Origin of the sequence: Pedobacter sp. HMWF019 (assembly GCF_003061025.1) — a bacterium.
In the GTDB taxonomy this organism is placed as follows: domain Bacteria; phylum Bacteroidota; class Bacteroidia; order Sphingobacteriales; family Sphingobacteriaceae; genus Pedobacter.
Genome location: NZ_QAIL01000141.1, coordinates 56,931 through 83,324 on the forward strand (window position 1 = coordinate 56,931; position 26,394 = coordinate 83,324).

Genomic DNA, 26,394 nt, shown 5'->3' on the forward strand with positions numbered 1-26,394 from the left:
TTGTCTGTTTTAGCGTTCTGTTGGCACGCGGAATTACAAAGAATTTAAGATTTCAGGGCTTGTTTTGTCCGTTTGAACGGGAGTTGCTGTGGAAAAATGCCGGATAGTCTTGATATTTGGAAAGCGTTCTATATTTGTAACCTATGATGTCAAAAAAACTTATAGATAACCTGATCAGGGCAAGCAGTTGGTTTTCGATTGGTTTGGGTGTTTTTGTGTTCAGTGCAGTTTTAATGGAAGTTGGCAGTGCTACAGATGCGCTGGGAAGAGCAGTTTTTACCCTGTCGTCTTTATTTACGGCATGTATGTGTAACCTAATGGTGATCTGGTTGTTTGAGCGAATGAAGCTTACGGAAGCTCCTCAGTTTACCATTTGCCGGTATGCAGTGAGTATGATTCTTATGCTTCTTGTTTCAAGCGGTTTCAATATTCTGTATATAGAGCTAAACAGGATCGGCTGGCTGCCTCAAACACCTCTGCTTAGGTTTTCACAGACCAAGTTCTATCTGTACACCGTTGTTCAGACAGCAATGATGAGCGGAATCATCTGGATTCTTCATGGTTATATTCTGGAACAGGATGCTAAGGTAAGGGCTGAATTGGAAAACTCCCGTTTGATGGCCAGCAGAACAGAAGCTGCTTATCAGATGCTGTTGCAGCAGATCCACCCTCATTTTCTATTTAACGCTCTTAATACGCTTAAATCTATGATCAGAAAATATCCTGACCAGGCGGAAGATTATTTGATTCGTTTGTCCGATTTCCTGCGTGCTTCTTTATCTACAGGTAATCAGGAAATCAGCAGCCTAAAAGATGAGTTGAAACTTTGCGAAGATTATCTCGAAATGCAGCGCATCAGGTTAGGAAGCGCTTTACAAGTCAGAATCGACATAGGAGAAAATGAGCCAGCCGATAGGATGCTGCCCGTTTTTTCTTTACAACCCTTGCTGGAGAATGCCATTAAACATAATGAACTTACCGAAGAATCTCCTTTACATATCGATATTTCAGTTGAAGATGACTGGATCACCATTCAGAATAATGTTAAACTGAAAACGATCACAGAAAATTCGACAGGAAGCGGGCTGGCTAATATTTCTGAACGCCATAAACTACTTACTGGTCTAAATATCAGGATTAAAGATACAGGACCTGAATTTTCGGTAAGCCTCAAAATGCTTAAACAAATTTAAACAGCAAAGCTTTATATGAAGATTGTAATTATAGAGGATGAGAAATTAACTGCTGAACACCTGGCAGATATCATACAACTGGTTGATCCCGAAATAGAGATTGTTGCTTATTTACGTTCGGTAAAACAGGCTGTAGATTATTTTATGCAAAACCCTGATCCTGATCTGATTTTCAGCGATATTCAATTAGGAGATGGGCTGAGCTTTGAGATCTATGAAGCTACGGATATACAGGTGCCGGTTATTTTTTGCACGGCTTATGATGAATATGCTTTAAATGCTTTCCAGGTAAACGGGATTGATTATATTCTAAAACCCTTCAATAGAGATTCTATTGCGAAAGCACTGCAAAAATATCAATTGCTTAAACAGAGTTTTTCGAATAAGCAAATTTCTTACGAGGGTATTATGGAATTGTTTTCCAGGCAAACGGCTCCCAAAGCTTCGAGTATACTGGTCCATTACAAAGATAAGATCGTTCCAGTTAAAATGGAGGGGATCGCTTTATTTTACATTGAACATGAAGAGCCCCGTTTGCTGACACTTAACCAGGAAATCTATCCGGCAGGGAAAAATCTGGAGGAACTGGAGAAATTAACCGGTTCTGGTTTTTTTAGGGTAAACCGTCAGTTCCTGGTCAACAGGAAAGCCATAAAAGATGCAGCTCATTTTTTTTCCAGAAAACTGATTCTGAATCTGAATATTCCTTTTGACCAGCAGATAACTGTGAGTAAGGAAAAAACACCTTCATTTTTAGACTGGCTTTCCCGTAGTCATTAGCTGCGGGATTCAGATGCATTTTTGTCCGGTTCAGTCCATATTCGCTGGTTTTATCTTTTTATAAAGCTGATCTTTAAATTCCCCGGAAATAATAAGATTATGTTAGACGAAGAAGCGCATAAAGAATGATGTACATTACTATTTTTAAGACCTCGGTACCAGACAGGGAAAGTCTGGTGAGGATTGAGCCGGCCCTGGATTCGGCTTTCGGGAAAGGAAACTGGTCTTTTGCCTTTGAAGATACAGACAAAATATTCCGCGTAGTAAGCAATAGTCCGTGTACGGAAACAGCGTTACACTTGTTGTCGGAGTACGGATTTCTAGGTGAAGAGCTTCCTTATTCCCTCGACGAATTTAAGGTGTAATCCGGCCTTTTTTTCTTTTGTTGCACTCAGGCACTAAAATTCCTGACCCTTATGAGCAATTGTTAATAATTAACTGTAAGGTTGGAATGAATTTTGGGTAATAAAAATGGCATTATTGAAAATAAAACCTCACTTTTGCAATCCTGATAAAGCAACAGAAGCATGTAAAAAATAGTCGAATTATTTTATGGAAGAATTAATTGTTGAAGAAGTAGTTGAGCTGATTGAGAAGGGCGACGATGCACAATTAAAAGTTTATTTGGATGATCTGAACATTTCAGATGTAGAACATCTGATAGACGAGCTTCCCCAGCATGCAGTAAAATTTATAGATACTTTATCTATAAAAAGGGCAGTAAACGTTTTCAGGATTCTGGACTTTCCTACACAGGAAAGGATTCTTAAGAAACTTTCTGGTGTTAAACTGGCGGAGCTGATTAATCTGATGCCACCGGATGACCGGACTGCCTTATTTAGTGAACTTAAAGGCGATGCAGTAGCGAAGCTGATTAAGTTGCTCCCGGCAAAAGACCGTGTAGAGGCGCTTTCTCTGTTGGGGTATAAAGAAGACAGTGTTGGCCGTTTGATGACGCCGGATTATGTTGCTGTGAAAAAGGACTGGACAGTAACCCGGGTATTGGAACATATCAGACGTTTTGGAAAAGATTCTGAGACGATCGATGTGATTTATGTTATTGATAAAGGCGGTGTTCTTTTAGATGATATACGGATCAGAGAGATTCTCCTGGCAGATCCGGAAGCAAAAATTGGAGATTTGGCGGATAACCGTTCTATTGCGTTAAATGTAAACGATCCTCAGGAGGATGCGATCAATGTGTTCAGAATGAACAACCGTGTGGCTTTACCTGTGGTTGACGATAGCGATGTATTACTCGGTATTGTAACTGTAGATGATATTCTATGGATTGCAAATGAAGAATATACAGAGGATATGCATAAGATAGGGGGTACCGAGGCCTTGGATGAACCTTACCTGGATATGCCTATCATAAAACTTGTTAAAAAGCGGGCAAGTTGGCTTATCGTATTGTTTTTAGGAGAAATGCTGACTGCAACAGCGATGCAGCATTTTGAGATCGAACTTCAAAAAGCGATAGTTTTATCACTCTTTATTCCTTTGATTATGAGTAGTGGCGGGAATAGCGGTTCACAGGCATCGACATTAATTATTCAGGCAATGGCGCTTGGAGAAGTTACTATTGCCGAATGGTGGAAAGTCATGAGGAGAGAGATTATATCTGGACTTGCCCTTGGTGTGATTCTGGGAAGCATAGGTTTGCTGAGGATTATCATTTGGCAAAACCTTCATTTTTATGATTATGGTACGCATTGGTTTCTCATTGCGATTACCATATTCTTTACCCTTATTGGGATTGTGCTCTGGGGAAGCTTAATTGGTTCAATGATGCCTATTATTATGAAGAAACTTAAGCTGGACCCTGCAACTTCATCAGCTCCATTTGTTGCTACCATGGTGGATGTGACGGGTATAGTGATTTATTTCAGCGTTGCTGTTATTGTATTAAAAGGCATATTGCTATAATAAAAAAAGGCAGTTCCATATGGAACTGCCTTTTTTTAAGTGTTCTTAATTCTATGTTTAAACATTGAAACGGAAGTGCATGATATCACCATCTTCCACAACATAAGTTTTTCCTTCTACGCCTAATTTACCGGCATCTTTACAAGCATTTTCAGAACCCAGGGTTACAAAATCATTGTATTTAATTACCTCTGCACGGATAAATCCTTTTTCAAAGTCTGTGTGGATTACTCCTGCAGCCTGTGGAGCTGTAAAACCTTTTGTAATGGTCCAGGCCCTTACTTCCTGCACCCCAGCAGTGAAATAGGTATATAGGTCTAATAAGCGGTAAGCTGCACGGATCAATTTATTTACACCTGATTCTGTTAAACCAAGATCTGCCAGGAATTCCTGACGCTCTTCGTAGCTTTCCAGTTCAGCAATTTCAGATTCAATCTTGGCTGAGATCACCAACACTTCTGCGTTTTCATCTTTTACGGCTTCTTTAACCCTGTCTACATAAGCATTTCCATCGATTACGGAGTTCTCATCTACGTTACAAACGTACATTACAGGTTTTTGCGTCAATAAGCCCAGATCTTGAATAAATTCAAAATCATCAGCATCAACTGCTGCTGAACGAACAGATTTTCCAGATTCCAGATGGGTTTTAATAACACTGAGTACATCAAAAGTTCTTTTGGCATCTTTATCTGTTTTTGCCATCTTTTCTACTTTCTGGATGCGTTTAGTTACCGTATCCAGATCTTTTAACTGTAATTCAGTATCGATAATCTCTTTATCACGGATCGGGTCAACAGAACCATCTACGTGGATCACATTTCCATCATCAAAACAACGCAGCACGTGAATAATGGCATTGGTTGCCCTAATATTTCCAAGAAACTGGTTACCCAGGCCTTCGCCTTTGGATGCCCCTTTTACCAAACCGGCAATATCTACGATTTCAATAGTGTTGGGAACAACACGGTTTGGCTTTACCAGCTCTTCCAGTTTGGTAAGCCTGTCGTCGGGAACAGTGATTACGCCAATATTAGGCTCTATAGTACAAAAAGGAAAGTTTGCTGCCTGAGCTTTTGCGTTCGATAAACAGTTAAATAAGGTAGATTTCCCAACATTCGGTAAACCTACTATACCACATTGTAATGCCATGAATAGTTTTGTCTTAATTTGGCGCAAAGGTACCAATTTTTTTGAAATCAGACACTCAATAAACTTGCAGGGAAGGTAAATAATAATTATGTTTATAAAACTGAAAATATAAATTAACATTATCACTATGGAAAATTTCGAAGAAACTGAAGATACGAACGCATTGCCTGAGAACGAGACTCCTGTTGAACAGCCACAGATCAAACTCATTGTAACTGAAGATATTCGCAGTTATCTATATGATATGGCAAAATGGACCAAGTTCCTGGGGATATTTGGATTTGTTATTTCAGCCTTGCTGGTGATGTGTGCATTTGGAGCAACTGCCTTTATTGCTGTTCTTTCAAAATACAGTCCAGGAACTCAGATGGGGTCTTTAGGGGCCGGATTTATTATGGTCTATTTCATATTCCTGGCACTTTTATATTTCTATCCTAGCCTGATGTTGTTCAAGCATGCTTCTGCAGCTCAGAAAGCAGTTTTATTTGGTGATCAGCTTAGTCTGAGTGCTTCGATGAGCAATCTGAAGTCTTTTTTTAAGTTTTGGGGTATCCTGCTGATCGTATTGATCGCGATGTATGTGCTGATTTTTGTCTTTGCTGGTATTGTTGGTATAGCAGGTACAGCCATGGGGGGGCATTAAAATAAAGAGCTAATTTTGAAAAAGGCCGGCCTTTTTTATATCTTGTCAGATAAAAACAGGTGTTCTGTTTTCAATATGATATTTGAAATTTTTAATTTCCTTTTTTAGTAAATGCTCAAAATATGGATTAAGTATCCTGGATAATCCAATTCCAAGCCCACCACCCATTGGCCGGTAGGAGAGCACAATTTTTAACAGCGTATTCTGGCTGCCGGCTAAAGGTTCAAACTCTACCCTGCCTACATGCTGGAACAGGGAGCTACGGTCTGATCTCCATCCGATAAGACGTCCGGGTTCATCTTTGACAATCTCTGCATTCCATTCTACAGAAAACAGGTTGCCAAGTACATTAGACTTCCAGGTGGACAGTTTCTCGTCTACCACTTTCACATCGAGCAGACGTTTAATACCATGAGGAAGATGATTTAAATTTCTCCATTGGGCATAAACTTCTTGTGCCGGCAGATCGATTTCAAATTCTCCTCTAATGTTTACCGCATGAGGTTTATTACTGTCTATGCCAAGGTAATCATAGAAAAAGCATTTTCCTGTTATGCCGCGATAGGCGAGATAAGCTCCATATAGTATCCTGGATTTAAAAGGGTTTTTGAGGGTGCTTCCAATTAATATGCCCCCAAGTAACAAAGAAAACATGCGTTCATTTGCTCCTACGTTCTCGTAGTGCTGTTTTTCAATAGAAAATTTTCCCGAACGGGGTTTGAGGGTGTGTAGTTTTAGCTCAGCCATACCAGAATAGTTTGATTGAGATATAAACAGATAAAACGCATTTGTGTTTGAACACCTAAAAAAAATGTGTTTGACAGGGAGCGTCAAGACCTGCCAATCTTTAACGCCCCTGTGCAAACACGACCTAACCAACCGGAGATCCCGCTCCGGTTATCGTTTATGCCCCTGCTTCAGCAACGGGCTTTATCGTTTCTTTTACTTTTTTCTGGTAAGACCAGTAAAATACTATTGGATAAACAAACAAACAGAATATCGTATTGGTAATTAATCCACCTATCACTACAATAGCTAAGGGTTTAGAGGCTTCAGACCCTATTCCTGTTGACAAGGCCGCTGGCATCAAACCAATTGCAGCCATCATAGCCGTCATAATCACGGGTCTGAGTCTGGCGGCTACACCATCTTTGACCGCATCAGCAAAGGTCCAGGTTGGATGGTGTTTCAATTCTGTAATATTACTCTTAAATCTGGTGATCAGGATCACACCGTTCTGTACACAAATACCAAACAAGGCAATAAAACCTATACCTGCAGAGATGTTAAAGTTTACATGCGTAATTAACAGCGCAAGAATACCACCAATCAAAGCAAACGGTACATTGTTTAATACCAATAGCGAATCTTTAAAATTCCCAAATAATACAAAGAGGATGAAAAAGATCAGCAGTAAACTGATGGGCACCGCTTGAGATAACCTTGCAGTAGCCCTTTGCTGATTTTCAAAATCTCCTGCCCATTCCAGTTTATATTCTTTAGGAAGTTTGATCTGTGCATTAACTTTTGCCTGCGCTTCGGCAATGGTGCTACCCATGTCACGCCCCCTGATGGAGAACTTGATGGCACCATATCTTTGGTGTCTGTCTCTGTAGATAATACTTGGACCTGTAATTTTACTAATGGTAGAGATTTCGCTAAGAGGAACTTTTGCTCCTGAAAGTGTTGGGATTCGAAGGGCGCCGATGGAAGCCTCATCCTTTCTGAAATCTTCGGGGTAGCGGATTCTCAGGTCAAATTTACGCTCACCTTCATAGATCTGCGTAGCCGCTTTACCGCCAATTGCCATTTCAATGATAGAGTTGGCATCATCGGTTCTCACACCATATAAGGCCATTTTACTCTGATCGAGTTTGATCTGCAACTCCGGTTGACCTAAGTTTCTTAAAATCCCTAAATCTTCTATCCCATTCACGGTTTTTAAGATGTCAAATATTTTTTGTTCATGTTTTTCAATGAAATCGTAGTCATTACCAAACATCTTAACCACAATAGAACCCTTTACACCGGATACCGCTTCTTCCACGTTATCTGAGATAGGCTGGGAAAAGTTCAGACTAATACCCGGATAACCCTTTAGTTTTTCCTGCATGCGCTCTACCAGCTGCTCTTTGGTTTCCTTACGTTTCCATTCCGATTTAGGGTATATATCCACCAGGAATTCCATGTTGTAAAATCCAGTGGCATCTGTACCATCATTAGGACGACCTGTTTGCGAGATCACTTGTCTGACTTCTTCGAAACTCAAAAAGATTTTCCTCATTTCATTGGCTAGTTTCTTGGTTTCTGTTAAAGAAACACTTAGCGGAGCACTTGCTCTTACATAAATGGAGCCTTCATCCAGTGTTGGTAAGAATTCTGTTCCAAGAAATTTAAAGCTGAACAAGCCAAGAACAAGAACAATCAGGGCACTAAAAAACACCAGCTTACGTGCTTTAAAGCAAGCATTGTAAATACGCAATACACCACGGGTGAGGTATTCCAGGAAGAGATTATGTTTTTCTTTTACATTTTTTCTAAGCAATACGCTGGCCATCGCCGGAACCAAGGTGAAAGTAAGCAATAATGCGCCCAGTAAGGCAAAACTCAGTGTCCAGGCTAGGGGAGAGAACATTTTACCTTCTACTTTCTCAAAAGTGAAAATAGGCATTAAGCCGGTAATGATGATCAGTTTCGCAAAGAAGATTCCTTTTCCGTTTTCAAGACAGGCTTTTTTAATGATACCAAGTTTACTCATCCGGTTGAATTTCTCCATTCCGTTTTTATGGGAGTTGTAGTCAAGGGCAACAAAGATCCCTTCCACCATCACCACCGCACCATCAATAATGATCCCAAAATCTATAGCACCCATAGACAGCAGGTTGGCCGACATCCCTTTTAATTTTAAACAGATAAAGGCAAAAAGGAGTGCCAGAGGAATAATCAGAGATACAATCAGTGTTGTTCTCCAGTCTGCCATAAACAGGAATACAATCAGTGTCACAAAAATGATTCCTTCCAGCATATTGTGCATAACGGTGTGCGTAGCGAAGTTCACCAGGTCCTCACGGTCATAAAAGGCATTGATCTTCACATCACCCGGTAGGATGTTATCGTTCACGTCCTTGATCTTTTCCTTAAGATTATGGATCACTTCGCTTGGGTTTTCACCTTTTCGCATCACCACTATACCTTCCACAACATCGGGATCACGGTCACGGCCAACTTGTCCAAGTCTTGGTAAAGCTGATTCTGTTACCTCAGCAATGGTTTTTACGTAAACAGGAGTCCCGTTAAAATTATCAACAATAATGTTTTTGATGTTGTCAATATTGTTTAATACACCAATACCACGAACCACATAGGCTTGTCCACTTTGTTCAATGACGTCGCCACCCACATTAATATTACTCTTGGACACGGCATCAAAAAGTTCGGTTGCCGTAACACCATATTGTATAGATTTTTGAGGATCAACAGTGATCTGATAGGTTTTTACTTCACCACCAAAGCTCACGACATCCGCAACTCCGGGAACAGAAAGCAACTCTCGTTGCACCACCCAGTCCTGAAGGGTTTTTAATTCTCTGACCGACTTTTTATCACTCTTTAAGGTATAACGGAAAATTTCTCCGGTAGGGCCGTATGGGGGTTCAACCTCTGGTTTGGCACCAGAAGGAAGATCCGCCTCATCGAGGTGATTGTTTACCTGTACTCTTGCAAACTGGTAATCTACATTGTCTTCAAATGTAATTTTAACCACAGATAAACCAAAAAGGGAGGAAGAGCGGATACTGGTTCTTCTTTCGGTTGGGTTCATGGCAATTTCCAATGGCCTGGTTACAAACTTTTCTACCTCCTCGGCGCTGCGGCCGGGCCATTGGGTAATGATGGTAATATTTGTATTAGTTACATCAGGAAACGCCTCAATAGTGGTGTTTTTAAAACTCAGGTACCCGGCCAGAACCAGAATGAAAGTGGCAAAGAATATGAAATACTTATTCTTTAGTGCAAAATTTATGATAGACTTAATGAATTTATTCATTATAGTAATATTAAGTGATAAGGAAAGGTTAAGGTTTTAGGCTGTCGTAAAGGAACAACTGCTTGGAAGCCACGACACGGTCTCCTGCTTTTAATCCTTTACTGATGTAGGCCTTATCTTCAAACTTTCTGCCGAGTTCAACTTCCTGTATGCGCACTTTTTTTACCGGATCGAGTATCACCACATAATATTTGTTGTTGTCGAAAATGAGGCAATCTGCACTAACCACTGGCAAACTAGCACCGTTCGTTGTGGAAATCTGCACAGTTGCCATCATTCCCGGTTTCAACAAATACCCAGTATTTTTAATCACCACACGGGCATTCATAACTTTGCTGTCATTATCCATTACATTGTAGATCTTACTGATCTTACCCTTAAATGATTTATCCGGATAAGAAAGAATCGAGATGTTCACTTCATCTCCCTCTTTGATCTTGGAAATGTCCGATTCATAGATATTGATTAGTGCCCAAACATCCGAAAGATCAGCTACAGTAAATAAATTCTGGCTATTGTCTGGTCTCACCTGCATATTGGTGGTCACATTTTTATCTACCACGAATCCCGAGATGGGAGACCTCAAAGTATATGCGCCATTTTTGCTGCCGCCATTTAAAGAAAGGATGGATCTGGTGCGGCGGTCTTCAGCCTGCTTAACCATCAGGTCATTTTTAGCCTGTTCCAAATCTCTCGCAGAGGCCAGACCGCTTTTATACATGTCTTCAGTGAGTTTGGCATTTCGTTGTGCATTCCGCAAGTCTGCAGATGAACTGATACTTTCTTTATCAAAACCCGCCATTTCTGCACTGGTCATGGTGGCCAGTACCTGACCTTTGCTCACAGCATCTCCTAATTTTACCGGTGCACTTTGTACACGACCGCTCACCATAGGATAGATTTTAGCCATTTTTTCTTCGTTGGCTGTGATCTTGGCAGAGAAATTCAGGTCAGCCTGATTATTTGCTCCCTGAACGGTGTCAATTTCCAGTCTTTTAATCAGAGAGTCTGTTACTATAAATTTGTCTTCTTTGGGCGCTTCTTTTTTCTGTTCTGAGCAGGCAGATAAAATAAGGACGGCGGAGATGGCAGTCAGTGCGCCGATGTTTTGGATAATCTTTTGCATGTGTGCGTTATTTGAAAATGTTAGATCCGGTCACAAAATTGATTTCTTCTTTAGCGTTCATACGCTGGTATTTCAGGGTATTCATTTGAAGTGTACTGGCCTTGTAAGAATCATAGAAATCCAGGAATTCAATTAAGCTGATGTTCCTGTTTTTAAAGTTCTTGATCACCTCACTGATCAGTTTGTCAAAGTCAGCATTGAAATTCTTATCAAAGCCGTGGTAAAGATTTTCTGTGCGCAAGGCCGACGCGTAACTGTTGTACACTTCATTCTCCAGAATGGCATCTTGCTGATTTAAACTGGCCTTTCCTGCATCGATGGCAATTTTAGCCTTTTTAATTTCCCCCTGGTTGCGGTTGAATAAGGGAATAGGTAATTTTACACCAATCCCGGTATATTTTGTTGGATAGCTACCCTGCAGATCATAGGTTAATGAAAGTTCTACATCAGGTATGGCATTGGCTTTCTGGAGCTTTAAATTATTCTCTGCATATACAATTCCGGTTTTTGCCAGTTGAAGATCCGCGCGATTGTTGCGTGCTGAATCCAGTAAGTTGGTATAAACCTGTTTGTCCAGCTGATAATTTTCTTCCTCTTCAGGAGACACGACCAGGGCAAGTTTTGCATCTGGTTTGATATTGGTCAGGAGCTTAATCTGGGTTTGAAGGTCTTCAATATCATTCATCAGACTGCTGTATTCTCCCTGTAAACTATATAACAAAGATTTTATCCGGATGATATCTTTCATAGCCACATTTCCCATCTTTAACTGCTGCTCATTTGCGCTTAACAGGAGCTTTAATGAATTGATCTGCTGTTCATAGACTTTAGCTGATTGCTGGTCATAATAAGTTTTATAGAAGGTAGAAGTCAGGCTGAAGCGGAGTGTCCGCATAAGGTCAAAGTACTGGTATTCGCTCAATTTTACCCCGGCTGTGGCCAGCTGTATATTTTTATTGCGCTTACCGGCAAGTTTAATGACCTGCGACAAGGCTGCCTGATATTCTCCGGTTGTACTGTTAGTTTGCAGAAACTTTTTGGTTTCATGGTTATACAACTGGTTTTCGTAGCTGATTTCCGGGTTGTCAAATAAACGTGCGGTAATGACATCAGCTTTAGCCTGGTCAGTCTGGTATTGCTGGGCAATCAGCTGGTAGTTGTTTTTAACAAAGAGCTTTTCGGCCTCAGGCAAACTTAATTTCAGTGAGTCGGTGTTTTGTGCCGATGCACCAGCAGCCAGGCATAGCAGTGCAAGGCAGCTTAAAAGTTTTGGGATTCTCATTGGGATCTGGTCATTTATAAAATTATTGACCAAACCTACCCCGGATGCATTAAAGAGAAATTAAAGAGAAATTAAAAAGGAATTAAAATTTAGGAAAAAAGACCTCAAAGATGGTTCCTTTGTCTTTTTGTGACTTTACAGTGATGTTTCCCTTGTACAGGGTCACAATTTTATAAGCCATATATAGCCCCATTCCGTTGCCCGCGTGTGCGGTTTTCGAAGAAGAACTATAGAATGGTTTGAATATATGGTCTAATTGCTGTGGCTCCATACCCACACCCTGATCAACAATAAAAATATGAATGCCGATTTCATTAATTTCCAGAATACATTTTACCGGAAGCTGATCAGAAAACTTAAAGGCATTGGAGATGATGTTGTCCAAGGCGATCTGTAGTAGGGTGGGGTTACAATTTACTGTCAATAATTCTTCCTCCATTGGCAGGTCTTTAACCTCCACCAGGAGCTGGTAATTTCCTGGTTTTTTAGTCCATTCTTCCTGGATGGACCAGATCATTTCATCTATTCTCAATTTAACCAAATTGGTTTCACCGTATTCCAGATCTGTTTGCGCCAGGTTGAGCAAGCTGCTGATGATATTTTCCAGCTTCTCTGCATCTTCCAGAACAGAGTGTAAAGCCCGTTGATAATCTTCTTTGCTTCTTTCCTGGGAAAGGGAAATCTCTGCACCAATAATCATCCTGGTAATAGGGGTTCTGAGTTCGTGTGAAGCATTAGCTACAAAAGTTTTCTGTAAAATAAAAGACTGTTCCAGGTGCTCCATTAAATTGTTGAAATTCTGGGCAAGAAGGTGAATCTCGTCTTTATTGGTACCCTCGCTTACCCTAAAGTGCAGATTGTTTGATTTAATGAGTTTTACCTGTTCAATGAATTCATTTAATGGAAGAAGGATTCGTTTGGCAATCCACCTCACAGAAAGGAGTAAGCCAATAAAAATAGTCAGAAAGGTCACCACCATGATTTTCCATAGTTTTTCTACGCGGTTGATGGTGCTTTGATCTATTGCAGAAGCGAGGATCACGAAGTCACCCTGGTTGTCCTTATAATAAATGCCCACCACCTGCCTGAGACCTTCTCTGAACTGCAGTTTTTTTGCATGCCTTACTTTTTCAATGGTTTCAATGTTCCAATATTGCTGGTCGTCCCCGATAAATGTTGCATCATTTTTATCGTTGTAAATCCGGATTACCTCGCCGTTTAGTTTTTCTAGGTATTGCTCCCGAACCCTGCTCAGCGAGTCGCTCGAAATCTCGTCTGCTTCCAAGTAGAGTTTTGCGGTCACCATAGTCCGGTCTGTAAGCCTGGAAAAAAATTCGGCCTGCATAAATTTCAAGAAAGTAAAATAGACAGCAAACAGTACGCAAAGAAGAATCAAAGTACTGATTAAGGTGAAATACAAGGCTAAACGATCCTTTATCTTCATGCTTCTTTGAGGATATAGCCCATGCCAATCTTTGTGTGGATCAGTCGTTTGTCAAAATCTTTGTCTATTTTCTTTCTCAGGAAGTTTACGTAAACATCTATCACGTTGGTTCCCGTGTCAAAAGTAATGTCCCAGGCATTTTCTGCAATGTACTGACGGGAAAGAAGCCGGTTTGGGTTTTTGAGGAACAATTCGAGCAAGGTATATTCTTTGGCCGTCAGTTCAATCTGTTTGCCTGCTCTTTCCACAGTTTTACTATAGGTATCGATTGTAATATCAGCAAAACTGAGTTGATTTTTTGGAGCGAAATTTTTATGGCTTCTTCTTAAAAGTGCTTCCAGACGGGCCAGTAATTCTTTAAAATGGAAAGGTTTGAGCAGGTAATCATCTGCTCCTGAATTGAGCCCGATCACTTTATCTTCAATAGAGCCCAAAGCGGTAAGGATCAATATAGGAAGATCCTTGTTATTCATTCTGAGCTGACGGCAAACTTCTATGCCATTTAGGCCTGGCATCATAATATCCAGGATAACCAGATCGTAGGGGTTGGCCTGAAATTCGATCAACGCTTCTGTTCCATCAGCAATCGACGTTACATCGTATTGATGTTCTTCCAGACCTGCTTTGATCAGGCTGGCAATTTTAATGTCGTCTTCTGCTAATCCAATTTTGAACATAGCACAAATATATAGATCATTTACGGATTTATCTGCTACGGTTAATCAGGTCAATCGTTTGCGCAAAGAAACATATTTTTATTGTGCATATATTAATTACCTTAAACTATGTTATTAAAACAAACATTATGCTCTTTTTTGCTCCTTTTTATTGGAACAGATCTGTTTGCTCAGCAGGCAGCCAATCACCTCACTTTTAATCGGCCAGCCTCAAGCTATCTTGAAGCTATGCCCCTTGGGAATGGAAGGATAGGTGCTATGGATTTTGGCGGGACGAATAAAAACAGGATCATTTTAAACGAAAAGTCACTTTGGTCGGGCGGAATCCAGGATGCAGACAACGATAGTGCTCATCTGTATTTGCCTGAAATTCAGGATTTGCTGCTCAAAGGAGACAATAAAGCTGCCCAGGAATTGCTGCAGAAAAAATTTGTAAGCAAAGGAACAGGAAGCGGTTATGGGCAGGGGGCTAATGATCATTACGGATGTTATCAGATCCTTGGTGATTTGTGGATCCAATGGCAGGACACTACTTCAAAGATAAGCGATTACCACCGCCAGCTGCAACTGGACAAGGCGCTTGCCACAACCACTTGGAAAAGGGGAGGCGTAGAATTTAGCCAGGAAACCTTTGTGAGTATGGCAGGTAATTTTATGGCCGTAGAAATCAAATCGTCCAAAAAGAATGGAATTGGTTTGTTCCTGAATTTAAGCCGGGCGAAAGATGCTTCTGTCAGCAGAAAACAGAATTTCCTGGTGATGAAGGGACAATTGCTTAATAAGGACAAAAAGGGTATGCGTTATGCTTCTGCTATTTGTCCGGTGGTTAAAGATGGCAGTGTCCGGTTTAGTGAAAAAGGGATAGAAATTAAAAATGCCAGTTCAGTAGTGATTTACTTCAGCGCGGCTACAGACTATAATATTGATGATCCAGGTAAGCCTCTTACAGATCCTTTATCTGTTATAGCCAATACCATTGAAAAGGCGCTCAAACAAACCTTTATAGCTGCAAAGACAGCACATATACAGGCATATTCGCCATTTTATCAAAGAAGTAGTTTTACGCTGAACAATCGGCAGCCGGACATCGAAAAGCTCAGTACTGAGGAGAGACTTGCCGCTTTCTCCAAAGGTAATTCAGATGCTCAATTGCCAGTTTTGTACTATAATTTTGGAAAATATCTGCTGATTTGTTCCTCTCAAAAAGGGACTTTACCAGCTAACCTGCAGGGAATATGGGCACCAGAATACCAAACACCATGGAATGGAGATTACCATTTAAATATTAATCTTCAGATGAATTACTGGCTGGCAGAACCTATGGGACTTGGTGACCTGGCAGACCCACTTTTTGAATACACAGCCAGTTTGGTAGCACCTGGGGAAAAAACGGCAAAAGCCTATTATAATGCTCCGGGGTGGGTGGCACATGTGATTGCAAATCCCTGGAAATACACTTCGCCGGGAGAAGGAGCTGATTGGGGTTCCACATTAACAGGAGGTGCCTGGCTTTGTGAGCATATTTGGGAACACTATCGTTTTACCGGCGACAAGAATTTTTTAAAGAAATACTATCCCGTTCTGAAGGGAGCCGCACAGTTCTTGTCCTCTATTTTAATAAAAGAACCTAAACATGGCTGGTTGGTCACTGCACCATCTAATTCACCTGAACATGCCTATATTACACCTGAGGGTTTTGAAGGGAATACCTGTATGGGACCCACTATGGACATGCAGATTTGCCGCGAAGTTTTCGATTATACCATAAAAGCTGCAAAAATACTGAACACAGATCCATCCTGGGCAGATAGCCTGCAAATTAAACGTAATGCACTCGCTCCTTTACAAATTGGTGCTGCGGGTGATGTGAACGAATGGCTGGAAGACTGGAAAGATTCCGATCCCCACCATCGCCACACCTCGCATTTGTATGGCTTACACCCTTACGATGAAATTACCCCCTGGGACAGTCCTGAAATGGCTGCTGCGGCCCGTAAAACCCTTGAACAAAGAGGCGATGGAGGAACAGGATGGTCTAAAGCTTGGAAGATCAATTTCTGGGCGAGACTTGGTGACGGGGACCATGCTCTGGTATTGCTTAAACAACTTCTAAAACCGACAGGGACCTTTAGTGGGGTGAATTACGGAAACGCGGGAGGAACTTATCCGAACCTCTTTTGTGCACACCCTCCATTTCAGATAGATGGCAATTTCGGCGGAGCTGCCGGGATTGGGGAGATGCTGGTTCAAAGTCAGGGCAAGGAGGAAGTGATTCGTCTTTTACCGGCTTTACCAGGTAGCAAAGACTGGGCGGACGGTTCTATAAAAGGCTTCAGAACCCGGGGTGGATTTAAGATAGACATGAACTGGGAAAATGGCCGGGTAACCCAGGCTGCAATTACAGCCCTGAAGTCGGGGAAATGCCGTCTGCTATTACCTGAAGGCAAAACATTAGATCTGAAGATACCCAAAAATCAACTGCAAGAGAAAAACGGAATCTTAGAATTTGCAGCTATTGAAGGAAATACCTACCTGTTGACATCAAAATAGTATTTATATATGATTAGAATAAAGAATATACCTGTTGGTATCCTGTTCCTACTTTCAGCCCCAATATTTGCCCAAAAGAATAAGCAAAATGTGCCTTTGGTAGCAGATATTGGTATCGTTCGTTCAGGTGAAAAAAATATCGTTTTTCCAACGGGGCCAGCGGGATATCAGTTGATCTACCGCGGAAGTGACCGCTCACCTGTTATCGATAGTACCGGAACCATTACAGCTCCATTGGTTGATACAAAAGTAAATCTCTACTTTCAGTTGATCAGTACAGCTATCGATACACTTAAATATGATGTGTCTAAACAAGTTCTGATTCCTGGTAAATTTCCGGACAAAGGGACTAACCCACAGCCTTTTGTAATTCCTGCATTGCGAGAATGGCATGGAGGCCAGGGAAGCTATACATTGAATTCTTCCAGCCGGATTGTTTTAGATCCAGTTAGTGAAAATACTTTGCAAAAAGCAGCAGATATCCTGAAAAAGGAATTGAAGGCGCAAAGCGGATTTAATTTAAACATCACCTCTGGCAAGCCCCAAAAAGGAGACCTTTATTTAACGCTCGGAGAGAAAGACCGGAGCATAGGAGAAGAAGGATATTACTTTAGATCTGATGCGTACCTGACTATAAGTGCACTAAAATATCAGGGATTGTTCTGGGGAACAAGAACATTGCTCCAGCTACTCGAACAGAATAAAAATATTCCAAAAGGTGTGGCCAGAGATTATCCTGAATTTAAAGTCAGAGGATTTGTACTGGATGCTGGCCGTAAATTCTTTAGCCTTCAGTTTTTACAGGATTACGTAAAACTCATGTCTTACTATAAAATGAATGATTTCCAGGTCCATCTAAATGACAATGGTTTCAAGAAATATTTTGGAGATCAGTGGGACAATACGTATTCGGCCTTTCGATTGGAAAACTCAACCTATCCAGGCCTAACGGCTAAAGACGGATCATACTCTAAAAAAGAATTTATTGAATTGCAGCAGCTGGCACAAGATTATGGCCTTCGGGTTATTCCCGAAATAGATGTTCCTGCGCATGCTCTGGCCTTTACGAAAGTTGTTCCCGAAATAGGGAGCAAGCTTTATGGAATGGATCATTTAGACTTGAAAAATCCTAAAACCGTTGAAGTCGTTGAAAACGTATTTAAAGAGTATTTAGGTGGCGAACACCCGGTGTTTACCGGAAATGAAATACATATTGGAACAGATGAATATGCAAAAAAAGAAGCGGAAGCTTTCCGTGCATTTACTGATCATATGATTAAATATGTACAAGGGTATGGAAAAGAAGTGAGGGTATGGGGGGCATTGACCCACGCAGCGGGTACAACACCTGTAACTGTTAAAAACGTTACGATGAATACCTGGTACAATGGCTATGCTCAACCTGTAGAAATGAAGAAACTGGGTTATAAACAAATCAGTACGCCAGACGGGTGGCTGTACATAGTGCCTGCTGCAGGCTATTATTTTGATTACCTGGATTATAAGAATATTTATGAGAACTGGAGTCCGCTGCAGATTGGTGAGGTCCGTTTTCCTGCAGGCGATCCGGGGATTATTGGAGGCTCATTTGCAGAATGGAACGATATTGTGGGAAATGGAATTACAGAAAAGGACGTACACGACCGTGTTTTTCCGGCGATGCAGGTGGTGGCAGAAAAAATGTGGGGCGGAGATCAAACTATAAATACCTTTGAGGTTTTTGATGCCAAAAGAAAACAAATAGGTGAGGGGCCTTTTTTAAACATCAGAGGTAAAATTGGAAAAGTAAACGAAGCGCTGGTGGCCTCTTATTCTTTTGATCAGCCTGGTAAAAATATTCTACTGCATCAGGCCGGATATTCAAAAGGAGCAAAAGGGAAGGCGCTAACTTTTACAGGAAAAAACAGCTTTGCTGAACTTCCTTATAAAGAAATTGGCTATGATTATACGGTTTCTTTCTGGATTAATCCTTCCGGTAATTCAGAAGACAATGTTACTGTTTTCAAATCATCGAATTCGGTGGTTAAATTAAAACAGGGCAATACTGGTAAACTAGGTTTCTCGAGGGAAGGGTATGATTATGATTTTGACTATGCCATTCCGGAAAATACCTGGACGCATGTGGTGATCTCAGGAACTTCAAAAGGGACTAGCCTGTATATTAATGGGAATTTGCAAAAGCGACTGTATGACAATTGGATACAATTTGCAGATAAGGAGAAAACAAAGGTTCGTAAAGTGGAAACCTTGTTCTTTCCACTGCAGCAGATTGGAGGATTCAAAGGTCAGTTAGATGAATTGCAAATTTGGAACAAGGTATTGACAGACCAGGAAATTAGCTCTATGTAAATTTAGCATAAGATCACTCCAAAAATAAGCAGCAGGCCAATTTCAGGATTCTTATGTAAGTATTCTTTAATAAAGCTGATCGACTTCACCATATGGCTGTTCACAGTAGCTATAGAAATGCCAAGTTCATCGGCTGCCTGCTGGTAAGTTTTACCTTCCATTTTGCAGAGTATGAAAACTTTTTTTCTGGATTCAGACAATTTATCGATTGCTTGTTGAATGATCGCTGCAGTTTCCTTTCCGATTAAAGCTTCTTCTGTTTGCATATAATAATCAACAGCATTGATCAGCAGAGTGGCCTGAAGTCTTTTATCTCTGGATACTTTTCTCAGGTAATCGTAAACCAGGTTTTGGGCCACAGTATATAGAAAAGCAACAAAAGAATGGTCTATATTGATGAGCCTGCGTTTGTCCCATATTTTAAGAAAAAGGTCCTGCAAGAGTTCTTCTGCAACATCATCATCTTTAACAATACTATTGATCTTGCGGTACAACACTTTGGCGTAAGTACTATAGAGCTGATTAAAAGCAGGCTCATCCCCCTGTCTGAATTGCAGGAGTAATGCTCTTAATTGTGGTTCGCTCAGGGTATCCATGTGTGTTTAGGCCTTATCGGGCCTAAACTAAGTAAAAATCATCTTATCCAGTGAATTATTTCAAAATCCAGCTTCTAAATTTTATTTGATTGTAAATAAGTTGGTTGTATGTTTTTTTTATTTTGGCATCAATGTATTTCTGTTCAGCTACGTATTGCTTTTATATCTCTCTGATAAAAGCCTTAACTTATGGATCAGCCCCAGACACTCTTTAACCGTTACATGCAGAATCAATGTACAACAGAAGAAATTCAAGTGCTGATGCAGTATTTTTCTTCAGCAGAACAAGGGCCCGAGTTAAAGCAAGCCATTCTTGAAGCATTGGCTAAATCGCCAGTGGTAGAAGAAACAGATGAAGATTGTCTTGACGAACGCATTAAACGGGTGCAAATCCATCTGAATAACAAGTTCAGTAGCCCATCACGAAAGTTAGGCCCGGTATTTTTTAAATACGCTGCAGCAGCAGTACTTCTTATAACACTTTCAGTTGGCTATCTTTTCTTTGGCCCTTCAAATAAACAGAATTTAGAGCATCTGGCCGCCGAAAAACAAGATGCCCAACCGGGCAGCAATAAAGCCGTACTAACGCTTTCTGACGGTTCCCAGGTTTCCTTAACCGATGCTGATCCGGGTATCCTGGCCAAACAGGCAGGTATCAGCATAACAAAAACAAAAGATGGTCAGTTGGTGTATACCGCTCAGACGCAACATCAAGGAGATAAGGTTCTAACAAGTGTTTCTAACAGGATTTCTACTCCACGAGGTGGGCAATACCGGGTTAATTTACCTGACGGCACTAAAGTATGGCTCAATGCGGCCTCTTCCCTTAAATTCCCAGCAAGTTTTGCAAATGCAGTTAAACGCCGAGTTGAGCTTAACGGAGAGGCTTATTTCGAAGTTGCCAAGGATAAAACCAAACCATTTATTGTTGCTACTGGACCTTCGGGCTCTGGTCAGGGGCAGGAAACAGAAGTGCTGGGAACTCATTTTAACTTAAATAATTATCCTGAACAAGGTCGCACAGTGACCACACTTATGGAGGGAAGTGTGAAAATTACCGGAATCAGGACCGGAGCATCAGGTGTACTTAAGCCTGGGCAGCAGTCTGTTTTAGATTGTTGTCTTCAAATCTATCATGCAGATATAGAAGCTGCTATGGACTGGAAAAATGGAAATTTTTATTTTAATGATGAAAACATTCAAAACATCATGCTGAAACTCTCCCGCTGGTACGATATAGATGTAGAATATAAAGGGAAAGTACCTGAGTTTGGTTTTGGCGGTGAAATATCCAGAACCAAAAAGCTCTCAGAAGTATTGAAAGTACTGGAAACAACGGGGGCTGTTCATTTTATTATTGAAGGAAGGAGGGTAATCGTTATGAATTAATTCTACTTCATAAAAGATGAAAAACCAGGAGTGCTTGGAACCACCCCTGGAATAGTAGTCTGGTGATCAATTCGCATGCTTCGCACAATTAAACTAACTAAACCAAACCATCCCCATGATTTTATCATGGGCTAAATCCAAATGTATGAATTTTTATGCGCTATTTAAGCACAGGTATTTTACCCGTGTGGCACAACCATTTGTTCGTGTTATGGATTCGGTTTTAGAGCAAATCCATAAGGCAGATAAAAGAAAACTGATTATGCGATTCAACCTAACCGTAATCCTTTTAACCACCTTCCTGCTGCAAGTCAGTGCAGCAGGATATGCCCAAAGGATCAACTTAACCAAAAACAATATATCCTTAACGGAAGTGTTCAAAGAGATCAGGATCCAGAGCGGATATGATTTTGTGTATGCTACGCCTCAAATTAAACTGGCCAGAAAAGTAGATATTCTGGCAAGAAATGCTTCTGTATTGGAAGTGTTGGAGCGGTGTTTCATCAACCAGCCTTTTACTTTTGAAATCCAGAACAAAACTATTGTGATCAAAGAGCGTGCTGGTGCCGTTCAAAACAGAAGAATCAGAGGACAGGTGCTGGACCGGAAAGATGGAAAAGCAATTCCGGGGGCAACAGTTGCTATAAAAGGTACCAGAGCCCTGGTCCAAACAGATAACTATGGAAAGTTTGTGTTGGATGTGCCTACGGGTGGTACCATTCTGGTTGTCCGTTTCCTGGGGTATAAAACACAGGAAATCCTTTTATCTGATTTTGAATCTTTTGTCATCAAACTGGATGAGGACCAGCAACTTTTAGACCAGGTGGTGGTATCCACAGGATACCAAACCATTGCCAAAGACAGAGCAACCGGCTCCTTTTCACAGATCAAACAAGAGGATATGGAGCGAAAGCTGACTTTGAATCTGGTTGATAAAATGGAAGGCATGGCCAGTGGTTTGCTCCTTACAAGTAATCTTCCAGATGCGAGTGGTCGGCCGACCAAAAATTCGCTGTTGAGCATTCGTGGACGCAGTACAATCAGTGCAACGCAAAACCCTTTAATCATTGTGGATGGGTTTCCTTATGAATCGGAATTATCCTTGCTCAATCCTGAAGATATTTCCACAATCACTTTTCTGAAAGATGCAGCAGCAGCATCGATATGGGGCGTGAGGGCTTCTAATGGCGTTGTCGTCATTGAAACAAAGCATGGTAAAGCGGGCAAATCCCAAATCAATTTCTCTACCAATTTTACGATTGGCGGAAAACCAGATTTGGCTTACAGGCCGGTTGCAAGTTCTGCCGATTATCTTGATTTCGAAAAAGAGGCTGTAGATAAATCGCTTATTCCTGATCCAAAAGGCAAATCATTGCCTGCAATATCATCGGGTGCAGATATTTTTTACCGCTTTAAACGGGGCGAAATTACTGCTGCACAACGTGATGCACTGGTGCAACAACTGAGTGGTTACGATTATAAAACGCAATACTCGGATTACCTGTTGCAAAAACAACAGATCCAACAATACAATTTGTCTGCGTCTGGCGGTAATGAATTGGCAAGATATTTTGTTTCCGGTTCCTATAGTAAGGAATTGCCAGTGGCCAAAGGAGATCAGACTGAGCGCTTTACCTTAAATTCTAAAAATGATTTCCAGCTTTCTAAAAGATTACAAGCTTCAACTGGGTTAATGCTCACTATGAATAATAGTAAAAATAACGGTCTTGGCTTAACGCCGCTACAACCTGGAATAAGTACCATCTTACCCTACGATAGGATTGTAGGCGATGATGGAAAACCTGTTCAATATGCACGTGCATTTAATGGGCCTGCGCTGGATGCCCTGGAAAAACAAGGGTATTTGCCATGGAGATATGATTATTTATCTGCGCTTTCCAATGCGGATAATACGGTCAGATACAGCCAGTTTAGGGTGAATGGAAGTTTGCAATATAAGATTATAGATGGGGTAAATGCTCAGGTAAGTGGTTTGTATGAGCGTTCTTTTCAACGCGGCCGAAATTACTATAATCCAGATTCTTATAGCGCGAGAAATACAATTAACAATGCGACTTCTATACTTGCTGGAAGTAACCCGGCAAAATTAGTTTACGGCTTGCCTGTAGGTGGAATTCTAGACCTGGCTAATGCTGACATGGAGCAATATAATGCACGCGGGCAGTTGGTTATGAACAGGAAATTAGGCAGTAACCACCGGCTAGATGCGGTAGCTGGTTTAGAAATGAGACAGTTGTGGACAGCGGGCTCAACCAACAGGTTGTACGGTTATGACGACCAGACATTGAGTTCTCTTCCTGTAAACTACGCAACGCAGTACGCCATGGCAGTTACAGGGAGTAAGACTACGCCAGCCTTACCGAATACCCTTACAGATACGAGAGACCGGTTTTTGTCCTGGTACACCAATGCAAATTATACTTTTAAAGAAAAATATGTGATTTCGGGAAGTGCCAGATTAGATGATTCGAATCTTTTTGGAGCCAGCAAAGAATACCGGGCCACACCACTATGGTCAGTAGGTGGGATGTGGAAATTAGGGCAAGAAGATTTTCTTCGGCTGCCTTTTGTCGATCGCTTGAACCTGCGTGTGACCTATGGCGTGAATGGAAATGTAGATAAAACCACCAGTCCATTCCTTACAGCAACAGTTTCGGGATTTCCAGATTTTTATAATGGATTGAACTATGCAGTGATATCCAATCCTGCCAATCCCTTACTTCGCTGGGAGAAAACCAAAACTTTCAATATAGGTGCAGATGTATCCCTTTGGAAGGACAGGTTAGAGTTTAGCCTTGATATCTATAAGAAAAGAAGTTATGACTTGCTTGGTCCAGCCGAATTTAATCCGACTTACGGTTTTACCTCACTTAAAGTAAACACAGGAAGACTCGACAATCATGGAGTTGATCTTAATCTTACTGCGGATGTGCTTGGGAATGGTGATTTTCAATGGAAATCTCAATTGAATTTTGGTTATAATGAGAATAAAGTGGTCTCTTCCAACCTTCAACGGGATAATGTAAGTTATTATCTCAACAGTGGTCCAGCCGGAAATAATCCGATTGTAGGTAAGTCTATTGATGGGATCTATAGCACCAATTGGGGTGGCCTGGACAGTAAAGGAAGACCAACGGTATTAACAGGAGATGGAAAACAAATGTTTGTTGAGAATGACATTTCAAATGATCTTTCTACATTAACGTATAGTGGAACGACAGTTCCAAAGTATTTTGGAGGCTTTACGAATACTTTTCACTACAAGCAGTTTGATATGTCTTTCCTGATTACCTATAAGCTGGGTTACGTATTCCGTCGTCCTTCGATTGATTACTCTAGCTATTTTACGCAAAAAACCATACACAGTGATGTTGGCCAGCGCTGGAGACAACCTGGTGATGAGACCAAAACAAACGTTCCTGTAATGCCAAGCAGTGGTGTTAATTATAATTCCAACTGGTACACCTCATCCAATCAGTTGATCGAGAGTGGTGATCATGTGCGGTTAAGGGAAATCTCTCTTTCCTACAGCTTTGCACCGTCACTGGTCAAGCAATTGCATGTGCGTCAATTGTCTGTGATGGCTTATGCCCGTAATTTGGGATTGATCTGGGCTAAAAATAAGGAGGGAATTGATCCTGATTTTGTGCCTTCGGCTTACTATACCATTCTCCCAACACCTGCTTCATTTGCGCTTGGACTGAGGGCTTCCTTTTAATTTTAAATCTTGAATGATGAGACAAACTTATTTATATCTTTTGTGCTTTGTGGCTATAGTTTCCAGCTGCAAAAAAGATTACCTCGATATTAAACCAAAAGGGAAAGTGATCCCTTCTACGTACAAAGATTACAGACTGCTCCTGAACAGTACGAATAGCATGGCACCCTCGTATGGCCAAGATGAGTTTGCTACGGATAATGTAGAATTCTACGAAGCTCAGGGGCTTAGTTATTTGGGTAATTCCACTTATAAACTGCATACCTGGCAGAATAATGTTTATGTAAGTACAGACAATGACTCGCAATGGAGTAATTTGTATAAACAGATTTATCTGTCCAATGTTGTTCTGGATGGTATGAAAACGGCTACAGGTGGCTCAGAAAAAGACCGAAACCAATTGATCGGTGAAGCAATGGTCCACCGCGCTTTTGCTTATTTTTCCCTGGTTAATATGTATGCGGCTCAATATGACGCTTCTACAGCAAGTGCGGATCCTGGGGTACCGTTGTTATTGGAGGCAACTACGAGTGCGCAATTAGTTCGGGCAAGCGTTCAGGCTGTATATGATCAGGTATTTATAGATTTAAATAAGGCAGTAACCTTACTGTCTGTAACAAGTACTTCTGCTTATGAACCATCGCTTCCAGCTGCATATTCTTTGCTTGCGCGAGCTAGTCTTCAAATCGGAAAATATCCGGATGCATTACAACACGCATCAAAAACTTTGGAGCTTAAAGGTACTTTGGCAGATTATAATGATTATGCGGCATCTCCAGCCAGTACTTTTCCGCTGAGCAGGAATAATCCTGAAACCTTGTTGTTGAAAAATGTATCCAATTCATATTCGTGGTTTTCTATGAGCCATGACTTACAAAATCTATTTACAAGTTCAGCCGGTGACCTTCGTTTTCAGATTTTGTTTAGTACTACTCAGGAGCCTTTTGTTGGTTATGTTTATTATATGGGCGAATTTCTAGCTTTCGATACCCGAACAGTTGGACCAACCGTTGCGGAAATGTACCTGATCCGTGCGGAGTGTGAGGCTAGGACTAACCAGCCAGGACTAGCCATGCAGGATGTTAACCAGTTGCGTAAAAAGCGAATTCTTAAAGCTAGTTATGTTGATTTAACAGCCTCTTCTGCAGATGATGCATTGTTAAAAGTTTTGGCCGAAAGGAGGAGAGAATTGTGCTTCAGGGGACTTCGTTTGTTTGATCTGAAAAGGTTGAATAAAGAGTCGCGTTTTGCCAAAACACTTACACATAGTTATAACGGGCAGCAATTCGAATTAAAGCCCAATGATTATCGCTATTTGTTTCCGATTGCGCCAAAACTGAGCAATTTGAATCCGGAATTGACGCCAAACCAGAGAAACTAACAATGAAAACAATACACAAAGTATTAATAACTATATTCAGATGAAAATAAGATTATACATCACTGCATTATTGCTGATCCCGGTAATGGCGGTCGCACAAAAGCAGGACTATATCCTAA

Annotated in this window: 18 protein-coding genes; 10 read left to right on the forward strand and 8 right to left on the reverse strand. The window is 41.0% G+C overall.

Translation table 11 applies throughout. The features are described from left to right. Nucleotides 1–143 precede the first annotated feature (143 nt). The 4 genes from DBR11_RS09150 to mgtE all read left to right on the forward strand — a co-directional run bounded on the left by DBR11_RS09150 (nucleotide 144) and on the right by mgtE (nucleotide 3,902). Nucleotides 144–1,193, forward strand: coding sequence for a sensor histidine kinase (locus DBR11_RS09150; protein WP_108551819.1), 1,050 nt, complete (start codon nucleotides 144–146; stop codon nucleotides 1,191–1,193). 15 nt (nucleotides 1,194–1,208) lie between these two features. Further along, the gene (locus tag DBR11_RS09155) at nucleotides 1,209–1,973 is read left to right on the forward strand and encodes a LytTR family DNA-binding domain-containing protein (protein WP_108551821.1); all 765 of its coding nucleotides are present in this window, start codon (nucleotides 1,209–1,211) and stop codon (nucleotides 1,971–1,973) included. Nucleotides 1,974–2,098: 125 nt separating this feature from the next. After that, nucleotides 2,099–2,338: a hypothetical protein gene (locus DBR11_RS09160; protein WP_146186496.1), complete on the forward strand. Its 240-nt coding sequence runs from the start codon at nucleotides 2,099–2,101 to the stop codon at nucleotides 2,336–2,338. A 187-nt stretch (nucleotides 2,339–2,525) separates the two neighbouring features. Continuing rightward, nucleotides 2,526–3,902, forward strand: coding sequence for a magnesium transporter (gene mgtE / locus DBR11_RS09165; RefSeq protein WP_108551825.1), 1,377 nt, complete (start codon nucleotides 2,526–2,528; stop codon nucleotides 3,900–3,902). Between the two features lie 57 nt (nucleotides 3,903–3,959). Here mgtE and ychF read toward each other — a convergent pair whose 3' ends face one another. After that, on the reverse strand, nucleotides 3,960–5,054 hold the full coding sequence (ychF, locus tag DBR11_RS09170; protein ID WP_108551864.1) for a redox-regulated ATPase YchF: 1,095 nt from the start codon (nucleotides 5,052–5,054) through the stop codon (nucleotides 3,960–3,962). Nucleotides 5,055–5,181: 127 nt separating this feature from the next. Here ychF and DBR11_RS09175 point away from each other — a divergent pair, with 127 nt between their 5' ends. Further along, entirely contained in the window at nucleotides 5,182–5,697 is a 516-nt protein-coding gene (locus DBR11_RS09175) for a DUF5362 family protein (RefSeq protein WP_108551827.1), read from the forward strand. A 45-nt stretch (nucleotides 5,698–5,742) separates the two neighbouring features. On the opposite strand, the gene DBR11_RS09180 is transcribed toward DBR11_RS09175, so the two are convergent. From DBR11_RS09180 to DBR11_RS09205, 6 genes are all read right to left on the reverse strand, one after another. Further along, a complete protein-coding gene (locus DBR11_RS09180) occupies nucleotides 5,743–6,444 on the reverse strand; it encodes an SRPBCC family protein (protein WP_108551829.1) in 702 nt (233 codons plus the stop codon). A 157-nt stretch (nucleotides 6,445–6,601) separates the two neighbouring features. Further along, entirely contained in the window at nucleotides 6,602–9,742 is a 3,141-nt protein-coding gene (locus DBR11_RS09185; protein WP_108551831.1) for an efflux RND transporter permease subunit, read from the reverse strand. A 28-nt stretch (nucleotides 9,743–9,770) separates the two neighbouring features. After that, entirely contained in the window at nucleotides 9,771–10,868 is a 1,098-nt protein-coding gene (locus DBR11_RS09190) for an efflux RND transporter periplasmic adaptor subunit (protein WP_108551833.1), read from the reverse strand. Nucleotides 10,869–10,875: 7 nt separating this feature from the next. Further along, entirely contained in the window at nucleotides 10,876–12,150 is a 1,275-nt protein-coding gene (locus DBR11_RS09195; protein WP_108551835.1) for a TolC family protein, read from the reverse strand. Between the two features lie 82 nt (nucleotides 12,151–12,232). Then, nucleotides 12,233–13,594: a HAMP domain-containing sensor histidine kinase gene (locus tag DBR11_RS09200; RefSeq protein ID WP_108551837.1), complete on the reverse strand. Its 1,362-nt coding sequence runs from the start codon at nucleotides 13,592–13,594 to the stop codon at nucleotides 12,233–12,235. Beyond that, nucleotides 13,591–14,271, reverse strand: a complete 681-nt coding sequence (locus tag DBR11_RS09205) for a response regulator transcription factor (RefSeq protein WP_108551839.1) — start codon at nucleotides 14,269–14,271, stop codon at nucleotides 13,591–13,593. Before DBR11_RS09205 ends, DBR11_RS09200 begins: the two co-directional genes overlap by 4 nt. Before the next feature lie 108 nt (nucleotides 14,272–14,379). Here DBR11_RS09205 and DBR11_RS09210 point away from each other — a divergent pair, with 108 nt between their 5' ends. Both DBR11_RS09210 and DBR11_RS09215 read left to right on the forward strand, forming a co-directional pair. Continuing rightward, nucleotides 14,380–16,821, forward strand: coding sequence for a glycoside hydrolase N-terminal domain-containing protein (locus DBR11_RS09210; protein WP_108551841.1), 2,442 nt, complete (start codon nucleotides 14,380–14,382; stop codon nucleotides 16,819–16,821). A gap of 9 nt (nucleotides 16,822–16,830) precedes the next feature. After that, nucleotides 16,831–19,170 (forward strand): family 20 glycosylhydrolase, encoded by a 2,340-nt coding sequence (locus DBR11_RS09215; protein WP_108551843.1) that lies wholly within the window; start codon nucleotides 16,831–16,833, stop codon nucleotides 19,168–19,170. 2 nt (nucleotides 19,171–19,172) lie between these two features. On the opposite strand, the gene DBR11_RS09220 is transcribed toward DBR11_RS09215, so the two are convergent. Further along, entirely contained in the window at nucleotides 19,173–19,766 is a 594-nt protein-coding gene (locus DBR11_RS09220; protein WP_108551846.1) for an RNA polymerase sigma factor, read from the reverse strand. A 189-nt stretch (nucleotides 19,767–19,955) separates the two neighbouring features. On the opposite strand from DBR11_RS09220, the gene DBR11_RS09225 reads away from it, so the two are divergent. From DBR11_RS09225 to DBR11_RS09235, 3 genes are all read left to right on the forward strand, one after another. Continuing rightward, complete coding sequence (locus DBR11_RS09225; protein WP_108551848.1) at nucleotides 19,956–21,155, forward strand: FecR family protein; 1,200 nt, start codon at nucleotides 19,956–19,958, stop codon at nucleotides 21,153–21,155. Nucleotides 21,156–21,300: 145 nt separating this feature from the next. After that, nucleotides 21,301–24,894 (forward strand): SusC/RagA family TonB-linked outer membrane protein, encoded by a 3,594-nt coding sequence (locus DBR11_RS09230; protein WP_158275250.1) that lies wholly within the window; start codon nucleotides 21,301–21,303, stop codon nucleotides 24,892–24,894. A gap of 13 nt (nucleotides 24,895–24,907) precedes the next feature. Beyond that, complete coding sequence (locus DBR11_RS09235) at nucleotides 24,908–26,275, forward strand: RagB/SusD family nutrient uptake outer membrane protein (protein ID WP_108551852.1); 1,368 nt, start codon at nucleotides 24,908–24,910, stop codon at nucleotides 26,273–26,275. Nucleotides 26,276–26,394: the final 119 nt, after the last annotated feature.